The following is a 24,403-nucleotide window of genomic DNA, read 5'->3' as shown; positions in this document are numbered from 1 at the left end:
CCCTCCACCCTCCTCAGGGCTTGCTGTTACTGCGTGACCTCGTGGTCGTGGCCCTCGTGCAGGCCGCCGCCGCTGCCGCCGCCGGGCGTCGGCACGGACACGACCGGCTTCGAGAGCGGGGCCAGGTCGAACGCGTAGTGGCCCACGGCGTCCGCGATGACGTCGACGTTGATGTCGAGCGCCTTCTGGTCGATGTTCGTGATGTCATCACCCTTGGCGTGGTAGTTCACGTCGTAGGCGACACCGGCCTGACCGCCGAACTTCGCGGCCTCCTCCGCCGTCTTGATGCCCTCGGCGCCGGTGAACGTACCGCCGGACGGGATGCCGACCTCGATGAACGGGCCGTAGTCCGAGCGGCCGGAGAAGTCCGTGCCCGCGTGCGGGAGGTTCTTGGAGTCGAGGAAGTCGGTGATCCCCTTCTCGATCTGGGCGGAGCCCTCCGGGCCGGGGCCGGCGCCCACGCCGTCCGAGTCGTCGCCGTCGTACACGAAGTAGGCGGCGTTCGGCGAGGCGATCATGTCGAAGTTCAGGTAGAGCTTGATCTGCTTCTTCTGCGCCTCCGTCAGCCCCGCGACGTACGCCTCGGAACCGAGCAGGCCGTACTCCTCCGCCGACCACCAGGCGAACTTGACCTTGTTCTTGATCTTCGACTGGCTGCTCGCCAGGCGCTGCGCGACCTGGAGGATGCCGGCCGAGCCCGAGCCGTTGTCGTTGATGCCCGGGCCCGCCGCGACCGAGTCGAGGTGCGCGCCGAGGAAGACGGTGTTGTTCTCGTCCCCGCCGCGGCTCTCCGCGATCACGTTGTACGTCTTGCGGTTCTCGCGGAACTGGCGGATGTCGAGGGTGACCTCGACCGGGCCGGCCGCGGCGTCCGCCGCGAGCTTCTCGCCGTCGGCCTGGGTGATGCCGCCGGTCGGGACCTTGCCCGCGTTCGCGTCGCCGAGGGTGCCGTTCAGGGCCCCCGCGGTGTTGTTGTAGATGACCGCGCCGACCGCGCCGGCCGCCGCCGCGTTGGCCTGCTTGACGGCGAACGTGCAGCCGCCGCGCTTGACCAGGGCGATCTTGCCGGTGAAGGCGCCGGCGGCGAAGTCGCCGGGCTCGCAGCCGTTCGTACCGTCCGCGTCGACCGGCACGACGGCCACCTGGGCCGTCACCCCGTCGGCCGGGGTACTGGCCGTGTAGGTCATCAGGTGGATCGGGACGTCGCGCCCGTTCGCGCCGTTCACCGTCAGCTTCTCGGCGATCGTCTCGACGTACACGAAGTCGAACTCGTTCCTCGTGACCTGGTAGCCCGCGGCCTTCATCACGGCTTCGACGTACTTCGCCGACTTGTCGTGGCCCGGCGAACCGGCCACGCGGGTGCCGTTGTTGTAGTCCGCGATGGACTGGAAAACCTTCAGGTGGTTGTAGGCGCCCTTGCCGGTCGCGTCCTTGACCAGCTTCCTGGCCAGCGCGTCACCCCGCGCGGCGTCGCTCTGCGGGCTGGTGGCGCCGGCCGGCCCGGCGAGCAGCAGCGGTGAGACAAGGGCTGCGGCCGCCAGGGCGGCGGTCGCAGCGGCTATACGGCGTGAGGGCATGCAAGGTCCTTCCACGGCAAAAGTGCGAGCAGGGCCAAACGGTGGACGCACGTTATGCAGCATGGAGCCACTCTGGCCAGACTTTCAGCTGATTCCGGTGTGTGAAATCCGTATATCGGCGAGTCGGCCTAGCGCAGGATGCCTTCGATGAAGTCCGAGCCGATGCGTGCGACCGCGGGCAGATCCAACTGATGCTGGGCATACCGGCCTTGGCGTTGCGTATGGATCAGACCGGCCTTTTTCAGGACAGCCAGATGCCGTGACACCTCCGGCGCGGTGATCCCGTACACGGTCGCGAGCTCGCCCGTCGTGTACGAGGCACGGGCCAGGCTCCGGCACAGCATCATCCGCACGGGATGCGCCAACGCCTCCATCCGCCGCTGGAGCAGCTCCACCGATCCGGGCGCGGAGCCCAGTTCGGGGGTGCCGAGCGGGTAGTGGACCACCGGGCGCCAGCCCGGTGCGTGCAGCACCAGCAGATGGGGCCAGCCGAAGTTGGTCGGTATGAAGACCAGGCCGGCGCCTATTCGGGGGTCGGTGGCGGTCGTCGATCCGTGCACCATCTTGTCGGCCGTGATGGTGGTGCGGCCCTCGTCGACGGCGAGTGCAGCCGAGACCTCTTTCAGCGCGGCCGGCAGGCCCTTGCGGCGCAGCAGCTCGGTCTTGTGCCGGGCGTCGGCGCTCTGCGCGGGCTCGACGCGCTTCCAGGTCTCGGCGAAGAAGGCCTCGTCGCAGTCTTCGAGGAGCCGGCGCACCCACACCCGGACGGCGGCGGTGTCGTCCAGCAGCCGGGTGGAGAAGTCCAGCTGGCGCGGGCCCCGGGCGGCGGCCGTCTCCAGCGCCCTGGCCCGGCTCGAGGGGTCCGTGAGCGGCGAGGGCCCGCCGCCGTCGTCGTAGGAGCCGAGCCAGCAGTGCTCCAGGGCGGCCGTCACGAACCGCTCGTCGTCCATCCGGTCGAGTACGTCGAGCTCCTCGGCCAGCGTCGCGCCGGGCAGCCCGGACCCGCCGGGAACCCCGGCGAAGGGCATGAAGATGTCGGCGAAGGAGCTGCGCCACAGGAAGTCGGCCTCCAGCAGCCGGTCCGCGAGGCACGGGTCGAGCGCGGCGGCCGTGGCGGCGGTCCAGGAGGCGAGCCGGGGGTGGTGGCCGGGCTGTGAGAGCGCGTGCAGGGCCATGCAGAGCTCGGCGAGCGGCGAGGGCGTGAAGCAGATGCGCTCGGCGGGGAGCCCGGCGATGTCGATGGTGACGCTCATCGGGCCATTGTGCCGGGGCGCTGCGCCGCACGGCCGCGGGACGGGCCGCACGGTGCGGCGCCGTTGCCGGGGCTGTGCCCCGGGTCCCGCGCCCCGCACACCGGCGGGGCTGGAGTGGGGGCCCCGGCTTCCCGCCGACGCGGGGGAGCCGGGGCGCCCGTCGCCCTACTCGAAGTTGGGGGCGTTGCGCTCGTACACCAGGCGCAGGCCGATCAGCGTCAGCCACGGCTCGTGGTCGTCGATCACCGAGGACTCGCCCAGCACCATCGGGGCCAGGCCGCCGGTGGCGATCACCCGGACGTCGTCCGGGTCGCCGTTCGGGCCGGCCAGCTCCTTGGCCATCCGGCTCACGACCCCGTCGACCTGTCCCGCGAAGCCGTACACCACGCCCGACTGCATCGCCTCGACCGTGGACTTGCCGATCACGTTGCGCGGGCGGGCCAGTTCGATCTTCCGCAGCTGGGCGCCGCGCACACCGAGGGCCTCCATCGAGATCTCGATGCCGGGGGAGATCACCCCGCCCACGTACTCGCCCTTCACGGACACCGCGTCGAAGGTGGTCGCCGTACCGAAGTCGACCACGATCGCCGGGCCTCCGTAGAGCTCGACCGCCGCGACCGCGTTGATGATGCGGTCCGCCCCGACCTCCTTCGGGTTGTCCATCAGGATCGGCACGCCCGTCTTGATGCCGGGTTCGACGAGGACCGCCGGCACGTCGCCGTAGTAGCGACGGGTCACCTCGCGCAGCTCGTGCAGGACCGACGGCACCGTCGAGCAGATCGCGATGCCGTGGATCCCGTCGCCCAGCTCGCTGCCGAGCATCGGGTGCATGCCCATCAGGCCCTGCATCAGCACGGCCATCTCGTCGGCCGTGCGGCGCGGGTCGGTCGAGATGCGCCAGTGCTCGACGATCTCGTCACCGTCGAACAGGCCCAGGACCGTGTGGGTGTTGCCTACGTCGATGGTGAGGAGCACGGGTTACACCGCCTCGCGCAGATCGAGGCCGATGTCCAGGATCGGCGAGGAGTGGGTCAGTCCGCCGACGGCCAGGTAGTCCACGCCGGTCTCCGCGTAGGCCCGGGCCGTGTCCAGCGTCAGGCGGCCCGAGGACTCCAGCACCGCGCGCCCGGCCACCAGGGCCACGGCCTCGGCGGTCTGCGCGACCGTGAAGTTGTCCAGCAGGATCAGGTCGGCGCCCGCCGCCAGGACCTCGCCGATCTGCTCCAGGGTGTCGACCTCGACCTCGATCGGCACGTCCGGGAAGGCCTCCCGCACGGCCTCGAAGGCCTGGGCGACGCCGCCCGCCGCCACCACGTGGTTGTCCTTCACCAGCGCTGCGTCCGACAGCGACATGCGGTGGTTGACGCCGCCGCCGCAGCGCACCGCGTACTTCTCCAGCGCGCGCAGCCCCGGCGTGGTCTTGCGGGTGTCGCGGACCTTGGCCTTCGTGCCCTCCAGCACGTCCGCCCAGCGGCGGGTGGCGGTCGCGATGCCCGACAGACGGCACATGATGTTGAGTGCGCTGCGCTCCGCCGTCAGCAGGTCGCGGGTGCGCGAGCGTACGGACAGCAGCACCTGCCCGGCCTTGACGGTGTCACCGTCCTCCGCGTGCCGCTCCACCTCGAAGGCCTCCGTGCAGACCACCGAGAACACCGCCTCGGCGATGCGCAGCCCGGCCACGACGCCGTCCTCGCGGGCGACGAAGTCGGCCACGGCCTCGGCCTCCTCGGGGACCGTGGCGACGGTGGTGACGTCCACCCCGCCGTCGAGGTCCTCGGAGAGCGCCATGTGGGCGATGTCCTCGACCTCGACGGGGTCCAGCCCCGCGTCCACCAGCAGCTGGGCCAGCGCCGGGTCCAGGCCGGTCTCCTCGCCGTCACCGCAGGCGCAGCCGTCGCCGCAGCCGCCGTCGTTCTGGTCGATCAGGGGAAGTTCGGGGGTGCTCACGGTCACTGCTCCAGGCTGAGGGGGTGGGTCACGGACGGGAAGTCCGCGGAGTCGGTGGGGGTGACGACCAGGGCGCGCCGCTCGGTCGCCGACAGCCGGACGACGAGATGGCGGCGCCAGGCGGCATCGTCCCGGTCCGGATGGTCCTCGCGCCAGTGGCAGCCGCGGGTCTCCACGCGCCGCTGCGCGGCGGCGACCAGCACCCGGGCCACGCACAGCAGGTTCGTGGCCTCCCAGGTGTCCACCCCCGGTTCGGCGGTCTTGCCGTGCGTCTCGAGCGTGTTGAGGGCCGTGGCGTACAGGCCTTCGAGCGCCTCGGCGGCCGTCCGCAGCGACTCGGCCGAGCGCAGCACGCCCGCGCCGTCCGTCATGATCCGCTGGACCTCGTACCGCGCCTCGGCGGGCTGCAGCGGGCCGGTCGAGGGCACCGGGATGCCCGGGCCGTTGCCGGAGCGCGCCTGCGCGGCGATGTCGTCGGCGATGCGCTCGGCGAAGACCAGGCCCTCCAGCAGGGAGTTGGAGGCCAGCCGGTTCGCGCCGTGCACACCGGTGCAGGCGACCTCGCCGCACGCGTACAGGCCGGGGACGGTGGTGCGGCCGTGCAGGTCGGTGCGTACGCCGCCGGACGCGTAGTGCGCGGCGGGCGCGACCGGGACCGGCTCGGTCACCGGGTCGATGCCGTGCGCGCGGCAGGCGGCGAGGATGGTCGGGAAGCGCTGCTCCCACATCTCGGCGCCGAAGTGCCGGGCGTCCAGGTACATGTGCCGGGCGCCCTGTTCCTGCATGCGGCGCATGATGCCCTTGGCGACGATGTCCCGAGGGGCCAGCTCGGCGAGCTCGTGCTGGCCCGTCATGAAGCGGACCCCGTCCGCGTCGACGAGGTAGGCGCCCTCGCCGCGGACGGCCTCCGACACGAGGGGCTGCTGGCCCTCCGCGTCCGGGCCGAGGAACAGCACCGTCGGGTGGAACTGCACGAACTCCAGGTCGGAGACCTCGGCCCCGGCGCGCAGGGCGAGCGCCACCCCGTCACCGGTGGAGACCGAGGGGTTGGTGGTCGCGGAGAAGACCTGGCCCATGCCGCCGGTCGCGAGGATCACGGCGGGTGCGTGGACGGCGCCGACGCCGTCGTGCTGCCCCTCGCCCATGACGTGCAGCGTGACCCCGGCCGTACGGCCCTGCGCGTCCTGGAGCAGGTCCAGGACGAGCGCGTTCTCGACGGTACGGATCCCCGCGGCCTGCACGGCTTCGACGAGCGCCCGGGAGATCTCGGCGCCGGTGGCGTCACCGCCGGCGTGCGCGATCCGGCGCCGGTGGTGGCCGCCCTCCCGGGTCAGCTCTATCTCCCCGGTTTCAGCGGAGGTGTCGAAGACGGCTCCCGTGGCCATCAACCGCCGTACCGCGTCGGGGCCTTCGGTGACGAGCAGCCGTACGGCCGCCTCGTCGCACAGGCCCGCGCCCGCGACCAGCGTGTCGTCCAGGTGCTGCTCGGGGGTGTCGCCCTCGCCGAGGGCCGCGGCGATGCCGCCCTGGGCCCAGCGGGTGGAGCCGTCGTCGAGGCGGGCCTTGGTGACCACGACCGTACGGCGGCCCGCGGCGGCGCAGCGCAGCGCCGCGGTCAGCCCCGCGACGCCGGAGCCGACGACCACGACGTCGGCGTCGAGGGCCCAGCCGGGGGCCGGCGCGTGCAGGCGTATGCCGGTGGCAGTGCTGGTGCCGGGGCCCGCGTCGCCCGACGGGACTCTGCCTGGGGTGCTCACGAGTGTGCTCCGAATTCCAGTGGGATGTTGTCGATCAGCCGGGTCGTGCCCACCTTCGCGGCGACGGCCAGCACGGCCCGGCCGGTGAACTCCGGTCCGGCCTCGGTGAAGTCCTGCGGGTCCACCAGCGCCAGGTAGTCCAGGACGAGGGGCGGCTCGTGGCGGCCCGCCTCCTCCAGGACGTGGTGGGCGGCGGCCCGTACGGCGTCCGGCAGCCCGGTGCCCGCCGCCGAGACGGCGTGCGCGTCCGCGGAGGCGCGGATCTCGCCGAGCCGGGCCAGGGCCGTGGCCCGCTCGTCGCTGGCGGGGGAGGCCTCGGCGCGGGCCCGCAGCGCCGCCTGCGCGGCGAGCCGGTCCTGCCCGGCGAACAGGGCGCGGGACAGGGCCAGGGCGGTGCGCCGTTCGGCGGGGGAGAGGTAGCGGTTGCGGGACGACAGCGCGAGCCCGTCCTCCTCGCGGACGGTCGGTACGCCGACCACCTCCACGGGGAAGTTCAGGTCGGTCACCATCCGCCGGATCAGGGCCAGTTGCTGCGCATCCTTCTGGCCGAAGAGGGCCAGGTCGGGCTGGGTGAGGTGGAGCAGCTTGGCGACCACGGTCAGCATGCCGTCGAAGTGGCCGGGCCGGGTGGCCCCTTCGAGGCGCTCGCCCATGGGGCCGGCGCTGATCCGCACCTGCGGGTCGCCTCCCGGGTAGACCTCGTCCACGGCGGGGGCGAACACCGCGTCGGCGCCCGCCCCTTCGGCGAGCGCGCGGTCGGCCTCGAGGGTGCGCGGGTAGCGGTCCAGGTCCTCGTTGGCCCCGAACTGCAGGGGGTTGACGAAGACGGTGACGACGACCTGCCCCTGCGCGCCGACCAGCTCGCGGGCCGAGCGGATCAACGTGGCGTGCCCCTCGTGCAGGGCGCCCATGGTCATCACCACGGCCCGGCGGCCGGTGCGCGCAAGCCCCCGGAGCTCCTCGGCGGTGTCGAGCAGCAGTCCGCTCACGAGGCGTCGCCCCCATCCGGGTCCGTGTCGGCGAGCACGCCGAGCAGGTCCTCGGCGAGCTCCGGCTTGAGCAGTCCGTGCGCGAGGGCCCGGTCGGCGGTGGTGCGGGCCATCGCCAGGTATCCGGCGACGGTGCCGGGCGCGTGCTTGCGCAGCTCCGAGACGTGCGCGGCGACGGTACCCGCGTCGCCGCGGGCCACCGGGCCGGTCAGGGCCGCGTCCCCGGAGCGCAGGGCGTTGTCGAGGGCCGCGCCGAGCAGCGGTCCGAGCATCCGGTCGGGGTGCCCGACGCCGGCCTTGCGCAGCAGCTCCATCGACTGGGCGACCAGGGTGACCAGGTGGTTCGCGCCGAGGGCGAGGGCGGCGTGGTAGAGCGGGCGGTTCTCCTCCGCGATCCACTCGGGCTCCCCGCCCATCTCGATGACCAGGGCCTCGGCGGCGAGCCGCAGCTCCTCGGGAGCGGTGACGCCGAAGGAGCAGCCTGCGAGCCGCTGCACGTCGACCTCGGTGCCGGTGAAGGTCATCGCCGGGTGCAGGGCCAGCGGCAGCGCTCCCGCGCGGCGCGCCGGGTCGAGCACGGCGGTCCCGTACCGGCCGGAGGTGTGCACGAGGAGCTGCCCGGGCCGTACCGCGCCGGTCTCGGCGAGGCCCTCGACCAGGGACGGCAGCGCGTCGTCGGGCACGGTGAGGAGGACCAGGTCCGCCTTCTCGAACACCTGCGCGGGCGGGACGAGGGGGGTGTCGGGCAGCATCCGCGCGGCGCGGCGCACCGAGGCGTCGGAGACGCCGGACACGGCGACGGGCCGGTGCCCGGCCTGCTGGAGCGCGCGGGCCAGCGCGGGGCCGACCCGGCCGGCTCCGACGACACCGACGGCCAGCCGGGCAGGGCGTGGCTGCTGTGATGGATTCACGCGGGGAGGGCCTTCCGTTCCAGTCCGCGGGGGGTACCGGACGATACGCCGCCATGCTAGCTCCTGGGCCCTTTGGCCGGTCGGCGATGATCTGGGCCATGAGCGAGGACAACGAGGAAGCCGAGCGGGAGCAGCGGCAGGCGGCGGCGTGGCGCGGCGCCGGGCGGGTGCTCTCCCGGTCCGCGCGGGAGGCCACCGTGGCGGAGCTGCTGGCGCCGCTCGCCGAAGCCCCGTACGACCTGGACCGGCCGGCCGACCTGTACGGCAACGGCGTGGTCGCCGAGCTGGAGGAGCGGGTCGCGCGGCTCCTCGGCATGCAGGACGCGGCCTTCTTCCCGAGCGGGACCATGGCCCAGCAGATCGCGCTGCGCTGCTGGGCCGGCCGGACCGGGAACCCGGTCGTGGCGCTGCACCCGATGAGCCACCCCGAGCGGTGGGAGGGCGACGCGCTGTCGACCGTCTCCGGGCTGCGGGTGGTGCATCCGACCACGGAGGCCAGGCAGCCGTCGGCGGAGGAGGTCTCGGCGCTCGCGGAGCCCTTCGGCACGCTGATGCTGGAGCTGCCCCTGCGGGAGGCGGGCTTCGTGCTGCCCACCTGGGAGGGGCTGGAGTCCCTGGCCGGGGCCGCCCGGGAGCGGGAGGCGGTGGTCCACTTCGACGGGGCCCGGCTGTGGGAGTCCACGGTCCACTTCGGCCGGCCGCTGCCCCAGGTCGCCGCGCTCGCGGACTCGGTGTACGTCTCGTTCTACAAGTCGCTCGGCGGCCTGAGCGGGGCCGCGCTGGCCGGGCCGCGGGACTTCGTGGAGGAGACCAGGGTCTGGCGCCACCGGTACGGCGGCCAGGTCTTCCGGCAGTTCCCGCAGGCCCTGGCCGCGCTGGCCGGGCTGGAACGCGAGCTGCCGAGGCTGCCGTCGTACGTGGCGCAGGCGCGGAAGGTGGCCGCCGCGCTGGGGCCGGCCTTCGCCCAGGCCGGGATCCCGTGGTTCCGGATCCACCCGGAGCCGCCGCACACCCACCAGTTCCAGGTCTGGCTCCCGTACGGGGCGGACCACCTGACGGAGGCCGCCGTGCGCGTCGCGCAGGAGACGGGCCGGGTCCTGTTCCGCCGCTGGTTCCCGGCGCCCGTCCCGGGCCTGTCGGTGACGGAGGTCGAGGTCACGCACCCGGGCCTGTCCTGGACCCCGCAGGAGGTGGCCGAAGCCGCCTCGGACTTCGCCTCCCGCCTCTAGCGCTCTGACCGGCCCGGCGCCCGGTCTGGCGCCCGGCCCGGCGCCGGGCGGGCGCCCGCGCGGCGGCCGGCCGGGAACCGGCAAATCGCCGAATTGCGTTAAACACACCGGCAGGGACCGGCCACGGCGATACCGTCCCTCCACCGGCACACCCGCGAGGAGACACCATGACCGCTCGGCCCGTGTGGCAGAAGTCCTCGTTCTGCGGCGAGGAGGACGACGCCTGCGTCTACGTTTCCGCCGCCCCCGGCACCCTCGTGCGGGTGGCCGACCGGGCCGACCCCGCGCACCTCGTGCTCGCCACGACCCAGGCCGCCTGGGCCGATTTCCTGGCCGCGGTGAAAGCGTCCGGCTGAGGGATCCGCCGCGCCGCACGCGCCCGACCTCAGGGGATTTTGTCCGATTAGCGCGTATCTTCGCCCCATGCCCACGCCCTACGGATCCCGCGGCGGCATGGCGTTCAGTGCTGCCGAGCTGCACGTGCTCAGGCGCTCGCTCGCCCACGCCCTCCAGCCCTCCTCGGCCCCCCTCGGGGCCTCGGAGGTCCATGACTGCCTGCGCCTGGCGCAGTCGGTGGACGACGCGGTCCAGGAGGCGGCCCGGCTCAGAGCCTTCCTGCTGGAGGATCTGGCCCGCTACCGGCGGGCGCTGCCCGGCAGCCTGTCCGGGTACCTGGAGCTGCTGCAGGACGCCCTGGCCGCCGGGTACGAGCCGGCGCCCGACGACCTGGCCGCCCTGCGCGCCCTGCGGGCCAACCCGGTCGCCGCCGCGGTGCTGGAGCGGGCCCAGGGCGTCGCGGAGCGCTCCGTGCGGCGCCGGCTGTCGACCGCCCCCGCTCCCCGCACCCGCCTGCTGGCCCTGGCCGGCGGCCGGGAGGAGCCGGCGCCCGGCCCCAGGCCACGGCCCGAGGAACCGCCGCGGCCCGAGCACCCCCCGCGGCCGGTCCCGACCCCCGGCGAGGTCTTCCCGCCGCGCCGCAAGCCGACCCCGCCCCCGGCGGAGGGAAGGGCCGCCGGCTAGCTACGCTGAGGGCATGGACTACGTTTCCGCGCTTGTGCCCCCCTTCGTGATGGCCGCGTTCTTCATCGCCCTCGTCGTGACGATCGTGAAGACCCAGGGCGGCGCCAACAAGGCCAAGGAGGACGCGGCGGTCGACGCCGTGATCGCCAACGCCGAGGCCACCCGGCAGCCCGGCAAGTAACCGGCTCCTTCCGGGGTCCCTTCGGGGCCCCCGGATTTTTCGCGCGTGGCCGAGCGAATAGTCGGGCAATTACCCACAAGCCGCACTATCGTGCTGTTGTGCCTCGCCCCTTGGGAGAACTCGAAGACGCCGTGATGACGCGGGTGTGGCAGTGGAACCGCCCGGTCACCGTTCGGGAAGTGCTGGAAGACCTCCAGCAGGAACGGTCCATCGCGTACACCACGGTCATGACCGTTATGGACAATCTTCATCAGAAGGGCTGGGTCCGCCGGGAAGCCGAAGGCCGCGCCTATCGATATACGGCGGTCTCCACCCGCGCCGCATACTCGGCCGCACTGATGAACGAAGCGTGGTCGACCAGTGACAACCCCGCGGCCGCCCTCGTCGCCTTCTTCGGCATGATGTCCGCGGAACAGCGCGAAGCCCTCAGGGACGCCGTGCGGATCGTGCAGCACGACGACGAAGCGGCCGAAGCGGCCGAAGCGGCCGAAGCCGCGGGGCCCGCCGGGGCCACCGGGACTGCCTCCCCGCCCGCCCCCGCCGAAGGGGAGTCCGGCGCGCGTACGGAGGGTCCGGGGCGATAGCGTCCGGGGCCATGGGAGAGTTTTCCGCTGCACCTGCAGAAACAGTGACGATCCGCCGTGCCCGCACCGGTGATGTTCCCGCGCTGCGCCGCCTGCTCGACCAGTACGTGCAGCAGCGGATCCTGCTCGACAAAGCCCCGGTCGTCCTTTACGAGGACATCCAGGAGTTCTGGGTCGCGGAACGGGACTCCGACGGCCAGGTGGTCGGCTGCGGCGCTCTCCACGTGATGTGGGAAGACCTCGCGGAAGTGCGCACTCTCGCCGTCGACCGGGACCTCAAGGGCGCCGGCGTCGGTCATCTGGTGCTGGAGCAGTTGTTGCGGACGGCCCGCGCGCTCGGGGTGAGCCGGGTTTTCTGTCTGACCTTCGAAGTGGACTTCTTCGCGAAGCACGGCTTCGTCGAGATCGGCGAGACCCCGGTGGAGACCGATGTGTACATGGAGCTCCTGCGTTCCTATGACGAGGGTGTCGCCGAGTTCCTCGGTCTCGAACGAGTGAAGCCGAACACCTTGGGCAACAGCCGGATGCTTCTGCACCTCTGATCGATGGCCCTGGCTTTTCCGGTGCTCCGCCGCACCGGTGGCCTATGTCCGAATCGCGCACGTTTCCCGCCCTGTTGCGGTCCTGAACCTCTCCCCGGGGGTTTGTGTTTTCCAGGCAAAAGCGGTTTCCTTTCCGCGTACTGCTTTTCGATGAAAGGAAATCCCGGTGGCACAGAAGGTTCAGGTCCTTCTTGTCGACGACCTCGACGGTGGCGAGGCGGACGAGACGGTGACGTTCGCTCTGGATGGCAAGACCTACGAGATCGACCTCACCACCGCCAACGCTGAAAAGCTCCGCGGTCTGCTCGACCCGTACACCAAGGGCGGCCGCCGTACCGGTGGTCGCGCGACCGCGGCCCGCGCCAAGGGCCGCGCGTCGGCCACGGCCGGCAACCCGGACACTGCCGAGATCCGCGCATGGGCGAAGGAGAACGGTTACAACGTGAACGACCGCGGCCGCGTCCCGGCCGAGATCCGCGAGGCCTACGAGAAGGCCAAGGGCTGATCGCACCGCGTCGCCCGGCGCCGTAGGCGCGCGCGGTGGCATTCCGTCGCCGCCGCCGCCACCAGGCGTACGAGATCGGGCCCGCAGGCGGGCCCGGCGCCCTGTCCGGGGAGACCCGGCAGGGCCGGCAGCAGTGCCTCACACCCCTGCTCGGGGGGCCGCAGCCACACGGCGGCCTCCCGAGGGTCAGGGGGCGTCCCCGGGGGAGCGGGGGCGGTGATCCGGCCGCCCGCACCCAGGGCGGTGAGATCCAGGGCGACCCCGCCCCACTCCAGCCAGTCGAGCAGCCCGTCGAGCTCCTCTGCGCTCCCCGCGGCCACCAGGAACCGCATCCTGCGCCCCATGACCGCCACCGGGCCCGTGTCGACCGGCCTGCGCAAGAGCGCCGTCCCCGCATCGGACGGCAGCTCCAGGACGTCGAACCGGGACCCCGTGACGAGCTGGACGGGCGGGCCGCCCGTCACCGGCCAGCCGAGCACACCCTCGTACCAGGAGGCGTACGCGGCGCCCGCGGCGTACGCGGCCTCCTCGGCCGGGACGCGGGGCAGCGGGACGGTGGGGGCGCCGACGGTGCTGGAAGCCATGCCCTGAGCAACTCGGCGGGCGCTCCGGGGTTACGGGTCGGCGTGACACACCGCACGCGAACTGTTGCGGAACGTAAACATCCGCGAGGGCGGCGTCCCACATTCGGGACGGAACTGTGTTCGCCCTTAGCGGAGGGAACCGGTGCCACCGGCATGGAGTGTCAGTCCTTACGGGTAAGACATTCCTAGTGGATCGGGGCGACACGCTGATTTGACGGGCTTCCGTTCGCCATCGGCGTACACGCATGACGGGTATCTGCCTGGCCTGCGGGAACATCGTCTCGCACCATCGAGTTGGAGCAGTAGTCGGCTCTTCAAGCCGGTTTTCCCCGCCGAAGTGGGGGTGAGCCGTGGACGGATGTCGGCAGTTGGAATGAGCTGTCCCGCCCCACGGGACTAGCATGCGGAAGGACAGGGCGGGGACCGACCCCGAACTGCCCGACCGCTCTGAGGAGCGATAAACGATGTTCGAGAGGTTCACCGACCGCGCGCGGCGGGTTGTCGTCCTGGCTCAGGAAGAAGCCCGGATGCTCAACCACAACTACATCGGCACCGAGCACATCCTCCTGGGCTTGATCCACGAGGGTGAGGGTGTCGCCGCTAAGGCCCTGGAGAGCCTCGGGATTTCGCTCGAGGCTGTTCGCCAGCAGGTTGAGGAGATCATCGGTCAGGGGCAGCAGGCCCCGTCCGGCCACATCCCCTTCACTCCGCGGGCGAAGAAGGTCCTGGAGCTTTCGCTCCGAGAGGCCCTCCAGCTCGGCCACAACTACATCGGCACCGAGCACATCCTGCTCGGCCTGATCCGCGAGGGCGAGGGCGTCGCCGCCCAGGTCCTCGTGAAGCTGGGCGCCGATCTCAACCGAGTCCGGCAGCAGGTCATCCAGCTGCTCTCCGGCTACACCGGCGGGGGCAAGGAGTCGGCCACGGCAGGCGGCCCGGCCGAGGGCACGCCCTCGACCTCGCTCGTCCTGGACCAGTTCGGCCGCAACCTCACCCAGGCGGCCCGCGAATCCAAGCTCGACCCGGTCATCGGGCGCGAGAAGGAGATCGAGCGGGTCATGCAGGTGCTGTCCCGCCGTACCAAGAACAACCCGGTCCTCATCGGCGAGCCCGGCGTCGGCAAGACCGCCGTCGTCGAGGGCCTGGCGCAGGCGATCGTCAAGGGCGAGGTCCCCGAGACCCTCAAGGACAAGCACCTCTACACGCTTGACCTCGGCGCCCTGGTCGCCGGCTCCCGCTACCGCGGTGACTTCGAGGAGCGCCTGAAGAAGGTGCTCAAGGAGATCCGCACCCGCGGCGACATCATCCTGTTCATCGACGAGCTCCACACCCTCGTGGGTGCGGGTGCCGCCGAGGGCGCGATCGACGCCGCCAGCATCCTCAAGCCCATGCTGGCCCGTGGTGAGCTCCAGACCATCGGTGCCACGACGCTGGACGAGTACCGCAAGCACCTCGAGAAGGACGCGGCCCTCGAGCGCCGCTTCCAGCCGATCCAGGTGGCGGAGCCTTCCCTCCCCCACACGATCGAGATCCTCAAGGGCCTGCGCGACCGCTACGAGGCCCACCACCGCGTCTCCATCACGGACGAGGCCCTCGTCCAGGCGGCGACGCTGGCGGACCGGTACATCTCGGACCGCTTCCTGCCGGACAAGGCGATCGACCTGATCGACGAGGCCGGCTCCCGGATGCGCATCCGCCGGATGACCGCGCCGCCGGACCTCCGCGAGTTCGACGAGAAGATCGCGGCCGTGCGCCGCGACAAGGAGTCGGCCATCGACTCCCAGGACTTCGAGAAGGCGGCGTCTCTCCGTGACAAGGAGAAGCAGCTGCTGGCGGCGAAGACCAAGCGCGAGAAGGAATGGAAGGCCGGCGACATGGACGTCGTCGCCGAGGTCGACGGCGAGCTCATCGCCGAAGTCCTCGCGACCGCGACCGGCATTCCCGTCTTCAAGCTCACCGAGGAGGAGTCCTCGCGACTGCTCCGCATGGAGGACGAGCTCCACCGTCGGGTCATCGGCCAGAAGGACGCCATCAAGGCGCTCTCCCAGGCGATCCGGCGTACCCGTGCGGGTCTGAAGGACCCGAAGCGCCCGGGCGGCTCGTTCATCTTCGCCGGTCCGTCCGGTGTCGGTAAGACCGAGCTCTCGAAGACGCTCGCCGAATTCCTCTTCGGTGACGAGGACGCGCTGATCTCCCTCGACATGTCGGAGTTCAGCGAGAAGCACACGGTTTCCCGTCTCTTCGGTTCGCCCCCCGGCTACGTGGGCTACGAAGAGGGCGGCCAGCTCACCGAGAAGGTGCGCCGGAAGCCGTTCTCCGTCGTCCTCTTCGACGAGGTCGAGAAGGCCCACCCGGATATCTTCAATTCCCTTCTCCAGATCCTGGAAGACGGTCGTCTGACCGACTCCCAGGGCCGGGTCGTGGACTTCAAGAACACGGTCATCATCATGACGACCAACCTGGGTACCCGGGACATCTCGAAGGGCTTCAACCTGGGCTTCGCGGCCCAGGGCGACACCAAGACCGGCTACGACCGGATGAAGGCGAAGGTCAACGAAGAGCTCAAGCAGCACTTCCGGCCCGAGTTCCTCAACCGTGTCGACGACACGGTCGTCTTCCACCAGCTCACGCAGGAAGACATCATCCAGATCGTCGACCTGATGATCGCCAAGGTGGACGAGCGCCTCAAGGACCGCGACATGGGCATCGAGCTCAGCGGTGACGCGAAGCAGCTCCTGGCCAAGCGCGGCTACGACCCGATCATGGGTGCCCGCCCGCTGCGCCGGACCATCCAGCGCGAGATCGAGGACATGCTGTCGGAGAAGATCCTCTTCGGCGAGCTGCGCCCCGGTCACATCGTGGTCGTCGGTGTGGAGGGTGAGGGCGAGGAAGCCAAGTTCACCTTCCGCGGCGAGGAGAAGTCGGCCCTGCCCGACCTGCCCCCGATCGAGGCCACGGGCTCCGGCCCGGACCTGTCGAAGGGCGCGTAACACCGCGGAGCGGTAGCAGTACGAAGGGGCGGCCCGGAACCCGAAAGGTTCCGGGCCGCCCCTTCGTCATGACCGGAGGATGACCGGAGGATGCGCGGGGGATGAGCGGGGACGACCGGGGGCCGCTCCGACGGGATGCCTGCCGCCGGTCCGGGAGCGGCCGGCCGGAGGTCCTCGGAGCGGTCGGCCGGAGGGCCTCGGCCGGTGACAAGCCGCACAGGGCAAATCGGACGTACTAGGTGGATTCGTAGATCCAGTCACCCGATTTGTCCTACCGACTGCCCAGGAGGGACCGGGTCAACCGGCTGCGTCACACCCCCGGTCCCTACGAGCCCGGGTAGTAATCGGGAGGTTTGGGGAAGTACGGGGGCGCGCGGTACCAAAGATGAGCCAACCCGGCACACGCCGCATCGTGCCGGGTCACTTCATGCCCGTGGCGGGCGTGAACCCCGTCTTTGTCCCCGGCCCCGGAGGTCTCCTTCATGTCCGCGAAGCGCGTCAGCACCCGTCGTACCCGTACCGCCATCGGCGCCACCGCTCTCGGTGCGGCGCTCGCCCTCGGGGCCGGGACGACCGCCGCCTTCGCCGACACGACACAGAGCGCCCTGGCGGGCACCGCCGGGCTGGTGGCCCAGCAGGCCACGGCCCAGGCCGCCGCCGGCGCCGAGAACGCGGCCGCCGCCAAGACCGGCCTGTGGGACAAGCCGGTCGAGAAGTACACGCTGTCCGCGACCTTCGGCAAGGGCGGCAGCATGTGGTCGCACAAGCACTCCGGCCAGGACTTCGCCGTCCCGACCGGCACCCCGGTCGACGCCGTGGCCGCCGGCACCGTCGTCAAGGCCGGCCCCAACGGCGGCGGTGACGGCCCCGCGTACGGCAACGCCATCGTGATCAAGCACGCGAACAACACGTACTCGCAGTACGCGCACCTCTCGAAGATCCAGGTCCGGATCGGCCAGAAGGTCGCCGTGGACCAGCAGATCGCGCTGTCCGGCAACACCGGCAACTCCAGCGGCCCGCACCTGCACTTCGAGATCCGCACCACCCCGAACTACGGTTCGGCCGTCAACCCGGTGGCGTTCCTGCGCACCGTCGGCGTCACCATCTGACCCCTCGGGGCGGGGCCCCGCAGGGGGCCCGGGCGGCCTAGGTGAGCAGCCAGGAGTGCGAGGGCTTCGTCGTCGCGGGCAGCTTGCCCTCCTTGTAGGCGGCCGCCTGCTCGGGCGAGAACGCCGACTCGTAGATCCGGATGTTGTGCATGGCCCCCTGCCAGGCGCCGGTCCAGATGTTGTGGTGCCGGGAGCGGCCCAGCTGCAGCGGGCCGGGAGCCTGCCAGATGCCCGGCACCGCGGCCTCGCCGGCCTTCTTGCCGTCGACGTAGAGGGCGATGGTCTTCTTCTCCGCGTCGTACGAGCCCATCAGCATGGTCGCGGTCTTGACCATGGGAAGGCCCTCGGCGACGACGGTCTGCGTGGTCGCCGCAGCACCCTTGTCGCCGGTCTGGACGCGGAAGATCCAGGCCTGCTTGCCGTTCACCTCGTTGATGCCGAGCTCGAACGAGAACGACTCCCCGTCGCCCTGGCTGACCGCGATCCGCGAGCCCTTGGCGGCCGAGTTGTAGAGGCGGGCGGTGACGGTGAAGCTCTTGGTCACGTCCACGGCCTGCTCGGAGCCCTGGGCGTAGGATTTCGCCGTCCCCTTCGAGACGATCTGGAACCGCTTGCCCACCGGTGCGACCTGCATGTCGGAGCCCAGCCGGATGCCGATCTTGCCGTTGGAGTCGCGCAGCAGCGTCGGGTCGCCCTCGACGGTGGGGGAGTACGGCGCCGGCGAGCCCGAGGGGCCGCCCGGCGAGGCGGACGCGGACGCCGAGGGGTCGTCGGCCACGTTCTTCGGGTCGTCGTCGCCCCTGCCCAGCAGGAAGAACGTTCCGCCGCCGGCCAGCAGCGCGAGGACGGTCACCGCGCCGCCCAGCATCCACAGCCGCTTCCTGCGCCGCTCGGCCGCGGAGCGGTCCGCCATGGCCTCCCAGTCCGGCTGGTCGCCGAGGGGCGCCCCCGGCAGGCCCGGCTGGCCCGGGGACCACGGCGCCTGCTGCGCCCCGGGGTCCTGCCGGTACGGGTCCGGCTGGTGCGCGTCCGGCTGGTACGGGTTCGGCTGCCCCGGCTGGGGGTAGCCGTAGCCGCCGTCCTGGGCGGGCGGGCCGGGCGGGAAGCCGTAGCCGCCGCCCTGGGCGGGCGGGCCGGGCGGGAAGCCGTAGCCGCCGCCCTGCGCGGGGGGTCCCGGCGGGAACCCGTAGCCACCGCTCCCCGGGGCGGGCTCGGGCTGCGGGGTGCTCTGGGGATTCGTGCCGTCGGTCATGCAGGGGATGCTAAGTCACGGACCTACCGGACCGTACGGCCCGGTACCGATCCGGAGCACCGGCTACCGCCCAGGGGCCGCCGCGCACGGCAGGTCCGGGGCGCCGACCGGACGGCGCCAGCAGAGCCGGCCTAGCGCTGCGGCGTGATCACCGGAAAGCTGCCCGTCGCCGTCGGAGCGTGCTCCGGCAGCCACAGCACCGCCACCGCGCCCGCCGCCGCGACCCCGTGGTCCGGGCCCGCCGGGGCGGCCACGTTGCGGAAGGTCAGCCGGGCGCCGAGCACCCGCGCCTGGCCCTCGGCGATGGTCAGCCCCAGCCCGTGCCCCACGCCCGCCCGGTCGGTGGACCCGGTCCGGAACCGGCTCGGCCCCTCGCGCAGCAGCGCCTCGGGGAAGCCAGGCCCGTGGTCCCGGATCCGCACGACGCGGCCCTCCACGTCGACCTGGACCGGCGGCTGACCGTACCGCCCGGCATTGGCCAGCAGGTTCCCCAGGATCCGCTCCAGGCGCCGGGGGTCGGTGCTGACGATCTCGTCCGCGACGACCCGTACCGACGCCTCCGGCATCAGCGCCGTCACCCGCCGGCTCACGAACTCGCCCAGCGCCACGTCCTGCAGCTCCGCCCGCTCGGACGCGCTGTCCAGCCGGGCCACCTCCAGCACGTCCTCGACCAGCACCCGCATGGCCTGCGCGCGGTCCCGTACGAGTTCGGTCGGCCGGCCCGGCGGCAGCAGCTCCGCCGCCGTCAGCAGGCCGGTCACCGGTGTCCGCAGCTCGTGCGCGATGTCCGCGGTGACCCGCCGCTCGGCCTCCAGCCGCTGCTGGAGGGCGTCGGCCATGGCGTCCACGGCCCGCGCGAGGTCGTCCGTCTCGTCGCGTACGACGCCCCCGACCGCGTCCCGCACCCGTACCGCGGGATCCCCGTGCGCCACCCGCTGCGCGGCCGCCGCGGCCTTGCGCAGGCGGCGCGAGATCTGGCCGCCGATGAGCACGCCCAGCGCCGATCCGCCTATCACCACGGCCAGCGAGCCGACGACCAGCGCCCGGTCGAGGTCGCGCACCATGTTGGCGCTCTCCCGGAACTGCGTGTGCAGCGACAGCACCTGCCCGTTCTCGAGCGGTACCGCGGCCCACACCTCCGGGGCCGCCTTCGCGGACTCCTGGACGTACGTGCCGCGCCGCCCGGAGCGCGCCTTCTCCCGCAGCGGGGCGGGCAGGTCGGGGTCGTTGAGCTTGGCGCCCATCGGCGGCTTGCGCCCGGCCTCGGCGTTGCGGGAGATGAACTGCACGCGGTCCAGCTGGACCTCGCGGGCGCTCTCCAGCATCGACACCCGGGCAGCGCTGTGCACCACCAGGCTCAGCGCGACCGCCGTGAGGGCGCCCACGGCGGCGACGGCGATGGTGATCTTCCAGCGGATCCCCGTGCGCAGGGTGAACCGTCTCATGCCTTGAGCTTGTATCCGAAGCCCCGGACCGTCTCGATCCGGTCCTGTCCGATCTTGGTGCGCAGCCGTTGGACGTGGACGTCGACGACGCGGGTGTCGCCGCCCCAGTCGTAGTCCCAGACCCGCTCCAGCAGCCGGTCGCGCGAGAGCACGGTGCCGGGCGCGGAGGAGAACTCCAGCAGCAGCCGCATCTCGGTCGGGGTCAGCGCCACCGCCGCGCCCGACTTGCGCACCTCCATGCCCTCGGTGTCGACCTCCAGGTCGCCGAAGGAGAGCACCCCGCGCTCCGCGTCCTGACCCTCGTCGGAGGAGCCGTGGTTGCCGCCCTGGGGGCCGCCGGCGTGGCCGAAGCGGCGCAGCACCGCGCGGATCCGGGCGACGAGCACCGAGCCGTCGAACGGCTTGGTGACGTAGTCGTCGGCCCCCGCCTCCAGGCCGAGCACCACGTCGATGGAGTCGGCGCGCGCCGACAGCATGATCACCGGGACGGTGGACTCGTCGCGGATGCGGCGGCACAGGCTCACGCCGTCCATGCCGGGGACCATCACGTCGAGCAGCGCGATGTCGGGCCGGTGCGCCCGGAAGGACTCCAGGCCGGACAGGCCGTCGGGCATGGCGGTGACCACGAACCCGTCGCGTTCCAGCGCCAGGGTCGTGGCCTCACGGATGACGTCGTCGTCCTCCACGAACAGGACATGGGTCTCGGCCATGCGCACGCCTCGCCTCGGTTCTTCGGTACTCGGTTCTGCGGCAGTCAGTTCTTCTGCGGTACGGCCGGAGCGGGCTGGCCGCCGCCGTCGACCACGTTGCTGTACTCGGAGTGCACCCGGTCCTGCTCGGTGAACTTCTCCCCGTTCCAGCGGTACGTGATCACGTCCTCACCCGAGGGGTAGGCGAGCGGGTCGCTCTTCGCGTAGACCTGCTTGGTGACCACCAGGTCGCCCCGGTCGATCTCCGCGTAGACGGGCGGCTGCTCGTCCGAGAAGACATTCTCGTACGTGGCGCCGTCCGCGCGGTACACGTACGAACCGCGCCCCAGCGCGTCGGCGCACGACAAGACGTTGACCACGATGTCGACGACCGTGCTGCCGGTGACCTTCCCGTAGCTCACGTCCACCGGGTACTCCTTGCCCGTACAGGGCTTGAGGTCCCGCTTGACCTCGGCGCTGACCTTGGGGTCCGCCTTCAGCAGCGCCACCGGGTCGACCTTCTTCAGCGGCTTGCCGGACGGGGCCGCCGACGCCTCGGAGGTGGATTCGGGGGAAGCGGCGGACGGGGCGGTCTTGGCCACCGGGTCCGTGCGTGCGGGGCCGCCGTCGCGCAGGCCCGTGCCGCCCGTGGCGCAACCGACCGCGAACACGGCTGTGCCGACGAGGACGACCGTCCCCGCCGACACCAGGACCAGCGAACGTCTGCCGGTCAGTCCTTGGCCGTTCAGGCCGCGCACCGCTCACGCCCTTCGTACCGGATGGTGTGCTCACCGCGTTCCAGCGCGCGCATGTCCAGGTCCCGGCTCTCCAGTTCCTGCCGGAGGCGGGCCAGCGCGCGATGCAGCGTGCTCTTCACCGTACCCGCAGACATGCCGAGTGCGGCGGCCGTCTCCTCGGTGCTCATCTGCTCCCAGTGCCGCAGGACGACCACGCTGCGCTGTTTGGGTGCGAGGACCTTGAGGATGTCCATGAGCAGGGCGCGGTCGGCGCGCTGGTCGGAGCCGTCCTCGACGGAGGCGTCGGGGAGCTGTTCGGTGGGGACCTCGTCGAGCTTGCGCGCCCGCCACCATTCGGTCCGCGTGTTGATCATGACACGGCGGAGGTAGGCGTCGGCCAGGGACTTGTCGGCGATGCCGTCCCAGCGGCCGTAGGTGCGCACGAGGGCGGTCTGCAGCAGGTCCTGGGCGTCGGTGGGGTCCGGGACCAGGCGACGGGCACTGCGCAGCAGCGCGTCCTGCCGAGTGCGTACGTACTCCTCGAATTCGAGTACCTCGCCGTGCGCCATCTCAGACCGCCTCCGTTCCGTGCCACCGCTCATCCGCTGCCTTACGGATCCGAAGGTACGGAGGGGTTGTCACGGGCCTGTGCGGGCCAGACTTCGGTGGGCGCACGGACACCCATAGGTTGTGTAACAGTGCCCGTGAGCTGGGGTTTCACCGCAGAAAGCGGAATCATCGGCTCAGCTTCTAGGCCCCGGCGGTGAGGTCTGCGGAAGCCGGTACGCGCCTCCCTCCAGCGGCTCCACCAGCCCGTCGGAGACCAGCCCGTCGAGCGCCCGGGCGCGCTGCACCGGCTCCTCCCAGACCGTGTCGAGCACGGCCTGCGGAACCGGCCCCACCGCCTCCCGGAGCACGGCCAGCAGCCGGCCCCGCACCTGGCGGTCGGTCCCGGCGTACGTCTGCCCGCGCCGCGGCGGCCCGTCGTGCGGCGGCTTCCCGGCCAGGCGCCACGCACACAGCCCGGCCACCGGGCAGCGGGCGCAGTCGGGGTTCTTGGCCGTGCACACCAGCGCGCCGAGCTCCATGGAGGCCGCCGCCCAGCGGGCCGCGGTGTCCTCGTCCGCGGGCAGCAGCTCCCGGGCCAGGCGCCGTTCGGCGGCGGTGGTGGCGTTCGGCGGGTACTCGACGCCGGTGGCGGTGCGGGCGAAGACCCGCCGCACGTTGGTGTCGAGCACGGGGTGGCGCTGCCCGTACGCGAAGGAGGCCACGGCGGCCGCGGTGTACTCGCCGATCCCGGGCAGCGCCAGCAGCTGGGCGTGCTCCCGCGGTACGTCGCCCCCGTGCCGCTCCGTTATCGCGACGGCCGCGCCGTGCAGCCGCAGCGCCCGGCGCGGGTAGCCCAGCCGCCCCCATGCCCGTACGGCCTCGCCCGGGGCCTCGGCGGCCAGGTCGGCGGGGCGGGGCCACCGGGCGAGCCACTGCTCGTACACCGGCAGGACGCGGCTGACGGGGGTCTGCTGGAGCATGAACTCGCTGACCATGACCCCCCAGGGGCCGGCCTCGGGACGGCGCCAGGGCAGGTCGCGGGCGTGCTCGTCGAACCACGCGATGACGGGCGAGTGCAGGGCGTGCGGGACCGCGGGGGACTCGGGGGACTCGGGGGAGCCGGAGGATCCGCGCGATCCGGGCGAGGTGATGGGGGATGCAGTCATGGCAGACGGCATCCTGGCACGTTTCGCCCTACCTTGCGGGGCCCGGGCCGGTGAACCAGACGACTGACGGTAGCCCGCTCGCCCGCATGGCGGCGGCGGCCCGGCCGGCCGGGCCCGCGAGCGCCAGGACGAAGAGGGCGGCCAGGGCCACCGGACCGGTGCCGGACCGCCCGCGCGCACGCCACCGGACGGCCAGGAAGAGCACTCCGAAGAGCAGCAGCCCGTACTCCGTCCAGACCTCGGACGCCGACCGCACCCGGGCGGGTGTGGAACGGGCGAAATCGGTGATGTCGAGGTAGCGGCCTGCGCTGGCCTGCGCTGTCCATGGTCACCGACGGTACCCAGGCGAGCGGGGCGCCCGCGTCGGATCCCTGGCCGATTCCCGGCGCTCCCGGCTGCACCCGCAGGATGATCATCGGCAGAACAAACCTGCCGCGCGGCATGGGGGGCACCGATCGGGCCGCGGACTCTCGTAAAGTTCCGTCCGTGGGATCTCTGCGCAATCCGGTCGGGCCGCTCCCCTCCTCCATCTACTGGCGACGGAGGGCTGTGCTGGCGTCCGTCGTCGCGCTCCTCGCGCTCCTCGCCGTATGGACCGTCAGTTCCGGCGGGGGGAAGTCGAGTACGAACGGGAAGGGCCAGGGCCACCCCGATCCCCTCGCCTCGATCACCCCCGGCCCGGCGGGCACGGGGCCGGCGATCAGTCAGGCCCCGGGCGGACGACCGGAGTCGGGCGGCGGCGGCACCGGATCCGAGGGCGGCGGCTCGGCCGCCGGCGCGGGCAAGAACGGCGAACCGGGCGGCGGTACGGGCGCCGGCGGTGCGACCGGTACGGGCTCCGGCGGCCCGGGCGGCGGCGCGGCCCCGGCCCCGGTCCCGGCGGACCCGAGCCTGCCCACGTGCGCGCCGGCGGCGCTGCAGTGGGAGGTCAAGAGCGTGAAGAACGAGTACGAGGCGAACGAGAAGCCCCGCCTCGAACTCGTCGCCCGCAACATCGCCGGCACCACCTGCAAGGTCGATCTCGGCCCCGGGCAGGCCGTCCTGACCATCCTTCAGGCGACCAGCAACAAGGCCGTGTGGTCCTCGGCCGACTGCCCGACGGGACCGGGCAGCGCGTTCTTCCGGCTCCCGGCGCAGGGGGAGACCAGGCAGTCCGTGGAGTGGGACCGCAGGTTCAGCGCGGCCGACCAGTGCCAGTCGCCTCCGGCGGGGACCGCCGGCCCGGACACCTACGTGGTCGAGGTCAAGGCCCCCGGCATGCCGGTGGCCCGCACCTCGTTCGTCCTGAAACAGGACTAGGGGGTGTCTGACGGAGGTCCGCGGCGTCGCGGTGCCCGGCACGCACTCTCGCCGCACCGGCCGAAAGCCCAAGTACGTCCAGTACGGG

25 protein-coding genes are annotated in these 24,403 nt (G+C 72.2%); 10 read left to right on the top strand and 15 right to left on the bottom strand.

Annotated elements, in window-relative coordinates; genetic code table 11:
• Window positions 1–26: 26 nt before the first annotated feature.
• The 7 genes from AB0D44_RS19610 to AB0D44_RS19580 form a co-directional block, all read right to left on the bottom strand.
• Window positions 27–1,577, bottom strand: a complete 1,551-nt coding sequence (locus AB0D44_RS19610; protein WP_362592297.1) for a M28 family metallopeptidase — start codon at window positions 1,575–1,577, stop codon at window positions 27–29.
• Window positions 1,578–1,705: 128 nt separating this feature from the next.
• The gene (locus AB0D44_RS19605; RefSeq protein ID WP_362592294.1) at window positions 1,706–2,830 is read right to left on the bottom strand and encodes a DUF5937 family protein; all 1,125 of its coding nucleotides are present in this window, start codon (window positions 2,828–2,830) and stop codon (window positions 1,706–1,708) included.
• A 165-nt stretch (window positions 2,831–2,995) separates the two neighbouring features.
• Complete coding sequence (locus tag AB0D44_RS19600; RefSeq protein ID WP_362592291.1) at window positions 2,996–3,805, bottom strand: type III pantothenate kinase; 810 nt, start codon at window positions 3,803–3,805, stop codon at window positions 2,996–2,998.
• Between the two features lie 3 nt (window positions 3,806–3,808).
• Window positions 3,809–4,777 (bottom strand): carboxylating nicotinate-nucleotide diphosphorylase, encoded by a 969-nt coding sequence (gene nadC / locus AB0D44_RS19595; RefSeq protein ID WP_362592414.1) that lies wholly within the window; start codon window positions 4,775–4,777, stop codon window positions 3,809–3,811.
• Window positions 4,778–4,779: 2 nt separating this feature from the next.
• The gene (locus AB0D44_RS19590) at window positions 4,780–6,534 is read right to left on the bottom strand and encodes an L-aspartate oxidase (protein ID WP_362592289.1); all 1,755 of its coding nucleotides are present in this window, start codon (window positions 6,532–6,534) and stop codon (window positions 4,780–4,782) included.
• Window positions 6,531–7,523, bottom strand: coding sequence for a pantoate--beta-alanine ligase (gene panC / locus AB0D44_RS19585; RefSeq protein ID WP_362592286.1), 993 nt, complete (start codon window positions 7,521–7,523; stop codon window positions 6,531–6,533). The genes AB0D44_RS19590 and panC overlap by 4 nt, the downstream gene beginning before the upstream one ends.
• Window positions 7,520–8,434, bottom strand: a complete 915-nt coding sequence (locus AB0D44_RS19580) for a DUF2520 domain-containing protein (RefSeq protein WP_362592283.1) — start codon at window positions 8,432–8,434, stop codon at window positions 7,520–7,522. The genes panC and AB0D44_RS19580 overlap by 4 nt, the downstream gene beginning before the upstream one ends.
• Before the next feature lie 98 nt (window positions 8,435–8,532).
• On the opposite strand from AB0D44_RS19580, the gene AB0D44_RS19575 reads away from it, so the two are divergent.
• The 7 genes from AB0D44_RS19575 to AB0D44_RS19545 all read left to right on the top strand — a co-directional run bounded on the left by AB0D44_RS19575 (window position 8,533) and on the right by AB0D44_RS19545 (window position 12,495).
• Entirely contained in the window at window positions 8,533–9,663 is a 1,131-nt protein-coding gene (locus AB0D44_RS19575) for a beta-eliminating lyase-related protein (RefSeq protein ID WP_362592280.1), read from the top strand.
• 167 nt (window positions 9,664–9,830) lie between these two features.
• On the top strand, window positions 9,831–10,019 hold the full coding sequence (locus tag AB0D44_RS19570; RefSeq protein ID WP_362592277.1) for a DUF397 domain-containing protein: 189 nt from the start codon (window positions 9,831–9,833) through the stop codon (window positions 10,017–10,019).
• Window positions 10,020–10,086: 67 nt separating this feature from the next.
• Complete coding sequence (locus AB0D44_RS19565; RefSeq protein ID WP_362592274.1) at window positions 10,087–10,683, top strand: hypothetical protein; 597 nt, start codon at window positions 10,087–10,089, stop codon at window positions 10,681–10,683.
• Between the two features lie 13 nt (window positions 10,684–10,696).
• Window positions 10,697–10,864 (top strand): hypothetical protein, encoded by a 168-nt coding sequence (locus AB0D44_RS19560; protein ID WP_362592272.1) that lies wholly within the window; start codon window positions 10,697–10,699, stop codon window positions 10,862–10,864.
• A gap of 98 nt (window positions 10,865–10,962) precedes the next feature.
• Window positions 10,963–11,448, top strand: coding sequence for a BlaI/MecI/CopY family transcriptional regulator (locus AB0D44_RS19555; RefSeq protein ID WP_362592269.1), 486 nt, complete (start codon window positions 10,963–10,965; stop codon window positions 11,446–11,448).
• An 11-nt stretch (window positions 11,449–11,459) separates the two neighbouring features.
• Window positions 11,460–11,990: an amino-acid N-acetyltransferase gene (locus AB0D44_RS19550; RefSeq protein ID WP_362592266.1), complete on the top strand. Its 531-nt coding sequence runs from the start codon at window positions 11,460–11,462 to the stop codon at window positions 11,988–11,990.
• A 166-nt stretch (window positions 11,991–12,156) separates the two neighbouring features.
• Window positions 12,157–12,495 (top strand): Lsr2 family protein, encoded by a 339-nt coding sequence (locus AB0D44_RS19545; RefSeq protein ID WP_362394864.1) that lies wholly within the window; start codon window positions 12,157–12,159, stop codon window positions 12,493–12,495.
• Here the strand turns inward: AB0D44_RS19545 and AB0D44_RS19540 are convergent.
• Complete coding sequence (locus tag AB0D44_RS19540; protein WP_362592263.1) at window positions 12,474–13,079, bottom strand: SCO3374 family protein; 606 nt, start codon at window positions 13,077–13,079, stop codon at window positions 12,474–12,476. The two genes, AB0D44_RS19545 and AB0D44_RS19540, sit on opposite strands and share 22 nt — an antisense overlap.
• Before the next feature lie 464 nt (window positions 13,080–13,543).
• On the opposite strand from AB0D44_RS19540, the gene AB0D44_RS19535 reads away from it, so the two are divergent.
• Together AB0D44_RS19535 and AB0D44_RS19530 are read left to right on the top strand one after the other, a co-directional pair.
• On the top strand, window positions 13,544–16,069 hold the full coding sequence (locus AB0D44_RS19535) for an ATP-dependent Clp protease ATP-binding subunit (protein ID WP_362592261.1): 2,526 nt from the start codon (window positions 13,544–13,546) through the stop codon (window positions 16,067–16,069).
• A 482-nt stretch (window positions 16,070–16,551) separates the two neighbouring features.
• Window positions 16,552–17,178, top strand: coding sequence for a M23 family metallopeptidase (locus AB0D44_RS19530; protein ID WP_362592258.1), 627 nt, complete (start codon window positions 16,552–16,554; stop codon window positions 17,176–17,178).
• A 37-nt stretch (window positions 17,179–17,215) separates the two neighbouring features.
• Here the strand turns inward: AB0D44_RS19530 and AB0D44_RS19525 are convergent, their stop codons facing one another.
• The 7 genes from AB0D44_RS19525 to AB0D44_RS19495 form a co-directional block, all read right to left on the bottom strand.
• Entirely contained in the window at window positions 17,216–18,430 is a 1,215-nt protein-coding gene (locus AB0D44_RS19525) for a LamG-like jellyroll fold domain-containing protein (RefSeq protein WP_362592255.1), read from the bottom strand.
• A gap of 131 nt (window positions 18,431–18,561) precedes the next feature.
• Complete coding sequence (cseC, locus tag AB0D44_RS19520) at window positions 18,562–19,875, bottom strand: two-component system sensor histidine kinase CseC (protein WP_362592252.1); 1,314 nt, start codon at window positions 19,873–19,875, stop codon at window positions 18,562–18,564.
• Window positions 19,872–20,585 carry a two-component system response regulator CseB gene (cseB, locus tag AB0D44_RS19515; RefSeq protein ID WP_362592249.1) on the bottom strand — a complete coding sequence of 238 codons (714 nt, stop codon included), beginning with the start codon at window positions 20,583–20,585 and terminating at the stop codon, window positions 19,872–19,874. The genes cseC and cseB overlap by 4 nt, the downstream gene beginning before the upstream one ends.
• A 44-nt stretch (window positions 20,586–20,629) precedes the next feature.
• A complete protein-coding gene (locus tag AB0D44_RS19510; protein ID WP_362592411.1) occupies window positions 20,630–21,271 on the bottom strand; it encodes a hypothetical protein in 642 nt (213 codons plus the stop codon).
• A gap of 38 nt (window positions 21,272–21,309) precedes the next feature.
• A complete protein-coding gene (locus AB0D44_RS19505; protein WP_362592246.1) occupies window positions 21,310–21,870 on the bottom strand; it encodes a SigE family RNA polymerase sigma factor in 561 nt (186 codons plus the stop codon).
• A 174-nt stretch (window positions 21,871–22,044) separates the two neighbouring features.
• Window positions 22,045–23,028, bottom strand: coding sequence for an A/G-specific adenine glycosylase (locus AB0D44_RS19500; protein ID WP_362592244.1), 984 nt, complete (start codon window positions 23,026–23,028; stop codon window positions 22,045–22,047).
• A 16-nt stretch (window positions 23,029–23,044) separates the two neighbouring features.
• The gene (locus AB0D44_RS19495; protein WP_362592241.1) at window positions 23,045–23,272 is read right to left on the bottom strand and encodes a hypothetical protein; all 228 of its coding nucleotides are present in this window, start codon (window positions 23,270–23,272) and stop codon (window positions 23,045–23,047) included.
• 230 nt (window positions 23,273–23,502) lie between these two features.
• On the opposite strand from AB0D44_RS19495, the gene AB0D44_RS19490 reads away from it, so the two are divergent.
• Window positions 23,503–24,315, top strand: coding sequence for a hypothetical protein (locus tag AB0D44_RS19490; RefSeq protein WP_362592238.1), 813 nt, complete (start codon window positions 23,503–23,505; stop codon window positions 24,313–24,315).
• Window positions 24,316–24,403 lie beyond the last annotated feature (88 nt).

This window comes from Streptomyces sp. NPDC048349 (assembly GCF_040651925.1).
Lineage (GTDB): Bacteria > Actinomycetota > Actinomycetes > Streptomycetales > Streptomycetaceae > Streptomyces.
The sequence above is the reverse complement of the archived record's forward strand: the minus strand, read 5'-3'. Positions and strand labels throughout refer to the sequence as shown.

Coding starts and splice junctions, on each gene's coding strand:
- AB0D44_RS19505 (WP_362592246.1), bottom strand. CDS start 21,870: ATGGCGCACGGCGAGGTACTCGAATTCGAGGAGTACGTACGCACTCGG.
- cseB (WP_362592249.1), bottom strand. CDS start 20,585: ATGGCCGAGACCCATGTCCTGTTCGTGGAGGACGACGACGTCATCCGT.
- AB0D44_RS19530 (WP_362592258.1), top strand. CDS start 16,552: ATGTCCGCGAAGCGCGTCAGCACCCGTCGTACCCGTACCGCCATCGGC.
- AB0D44_RS19565 (WP_362592274.1), top strand. CDS start 10,087: ATGCCCACGCCCTACGGATCCCGCGGCGGCATGGCGTTCAGTGCTGCC.
- AB0D44_RS19525 (WP_362592255.1), bottom strand. CDS start 18,430: ATGACCGACGGCACGAATCCCCAGAGCACCCCGCAGCCCGAGCCCGCC.
- AB0D44_RS19550 (WP_362592266.1), top strand. CDS start 11,460: ATGGGAGAGTTTTCCGCTGCACCTGCAGAAACAGTGACGATCCGCCGT.
- AB0D44_RS19540 (WP_362592263.1), bottom strand. CDS start 13,079: ATGGCTTCCAGCACCGTCGGCGCCCCCACCGTCCCGCTGCCCCGCGTC.
- AB0D44_RS19560 (WP_362592272.1), top strand. CDS start 10,697: ATGGACTACGTTTCCGCGCTTGTGCCCCCCTTCGTGATGGCCGCGTTC.
- AB0D44_RS19535 (WP_362592261.1), top strand. CDS start 13,544: ATGTTCGAGAGGTTCACCGACCGCGCGCGGCGGGTTGTCGTCCTGGCT.
- AB0D44_RS19500 (WP_362592244.1), bottom strand. CDS start 23,028: ATGCCGTCTGCCATGACTGCATCCCCCATCACCTCGCCCGGATCGCGC.
- AB0D44_RS19605 (WP_362592294.1), bottom strand. CDS start 2,830: ATGAGCGTCACCATCGACATCGCCGGGCTCCCCGCCGAGCGCATCTGC.
- AB0D44_RS19575 (WP_362592280.1), top strand. CDS start 8,533: ATGAGCGAGGACAACGAGGAAGCCGAGCGGGAGCAGCGGCAGGCGGCG.
- AB0D44_RS19610 (WP_362592297.1), bottom strand. CDS start 1,577: ATGCCCTCACGCCGTATAGCCGCTGCGACCGCCGCCCTGGCGGCCGCA.
- AB0D44_RS19570 (WP_362592277.1), top strand. CDS start 9,831: ATGACCGCTCGGCCCGTGTGGCAGAAGTCCTCGTTCTGCGGCGAGGAG.
- cseC (WP_362592252.1), bottom strand. CDS start 19,875: ATGAGACGGTTCACCCTGCGCACGGGGATCCGCTGGAAGATCACCATC.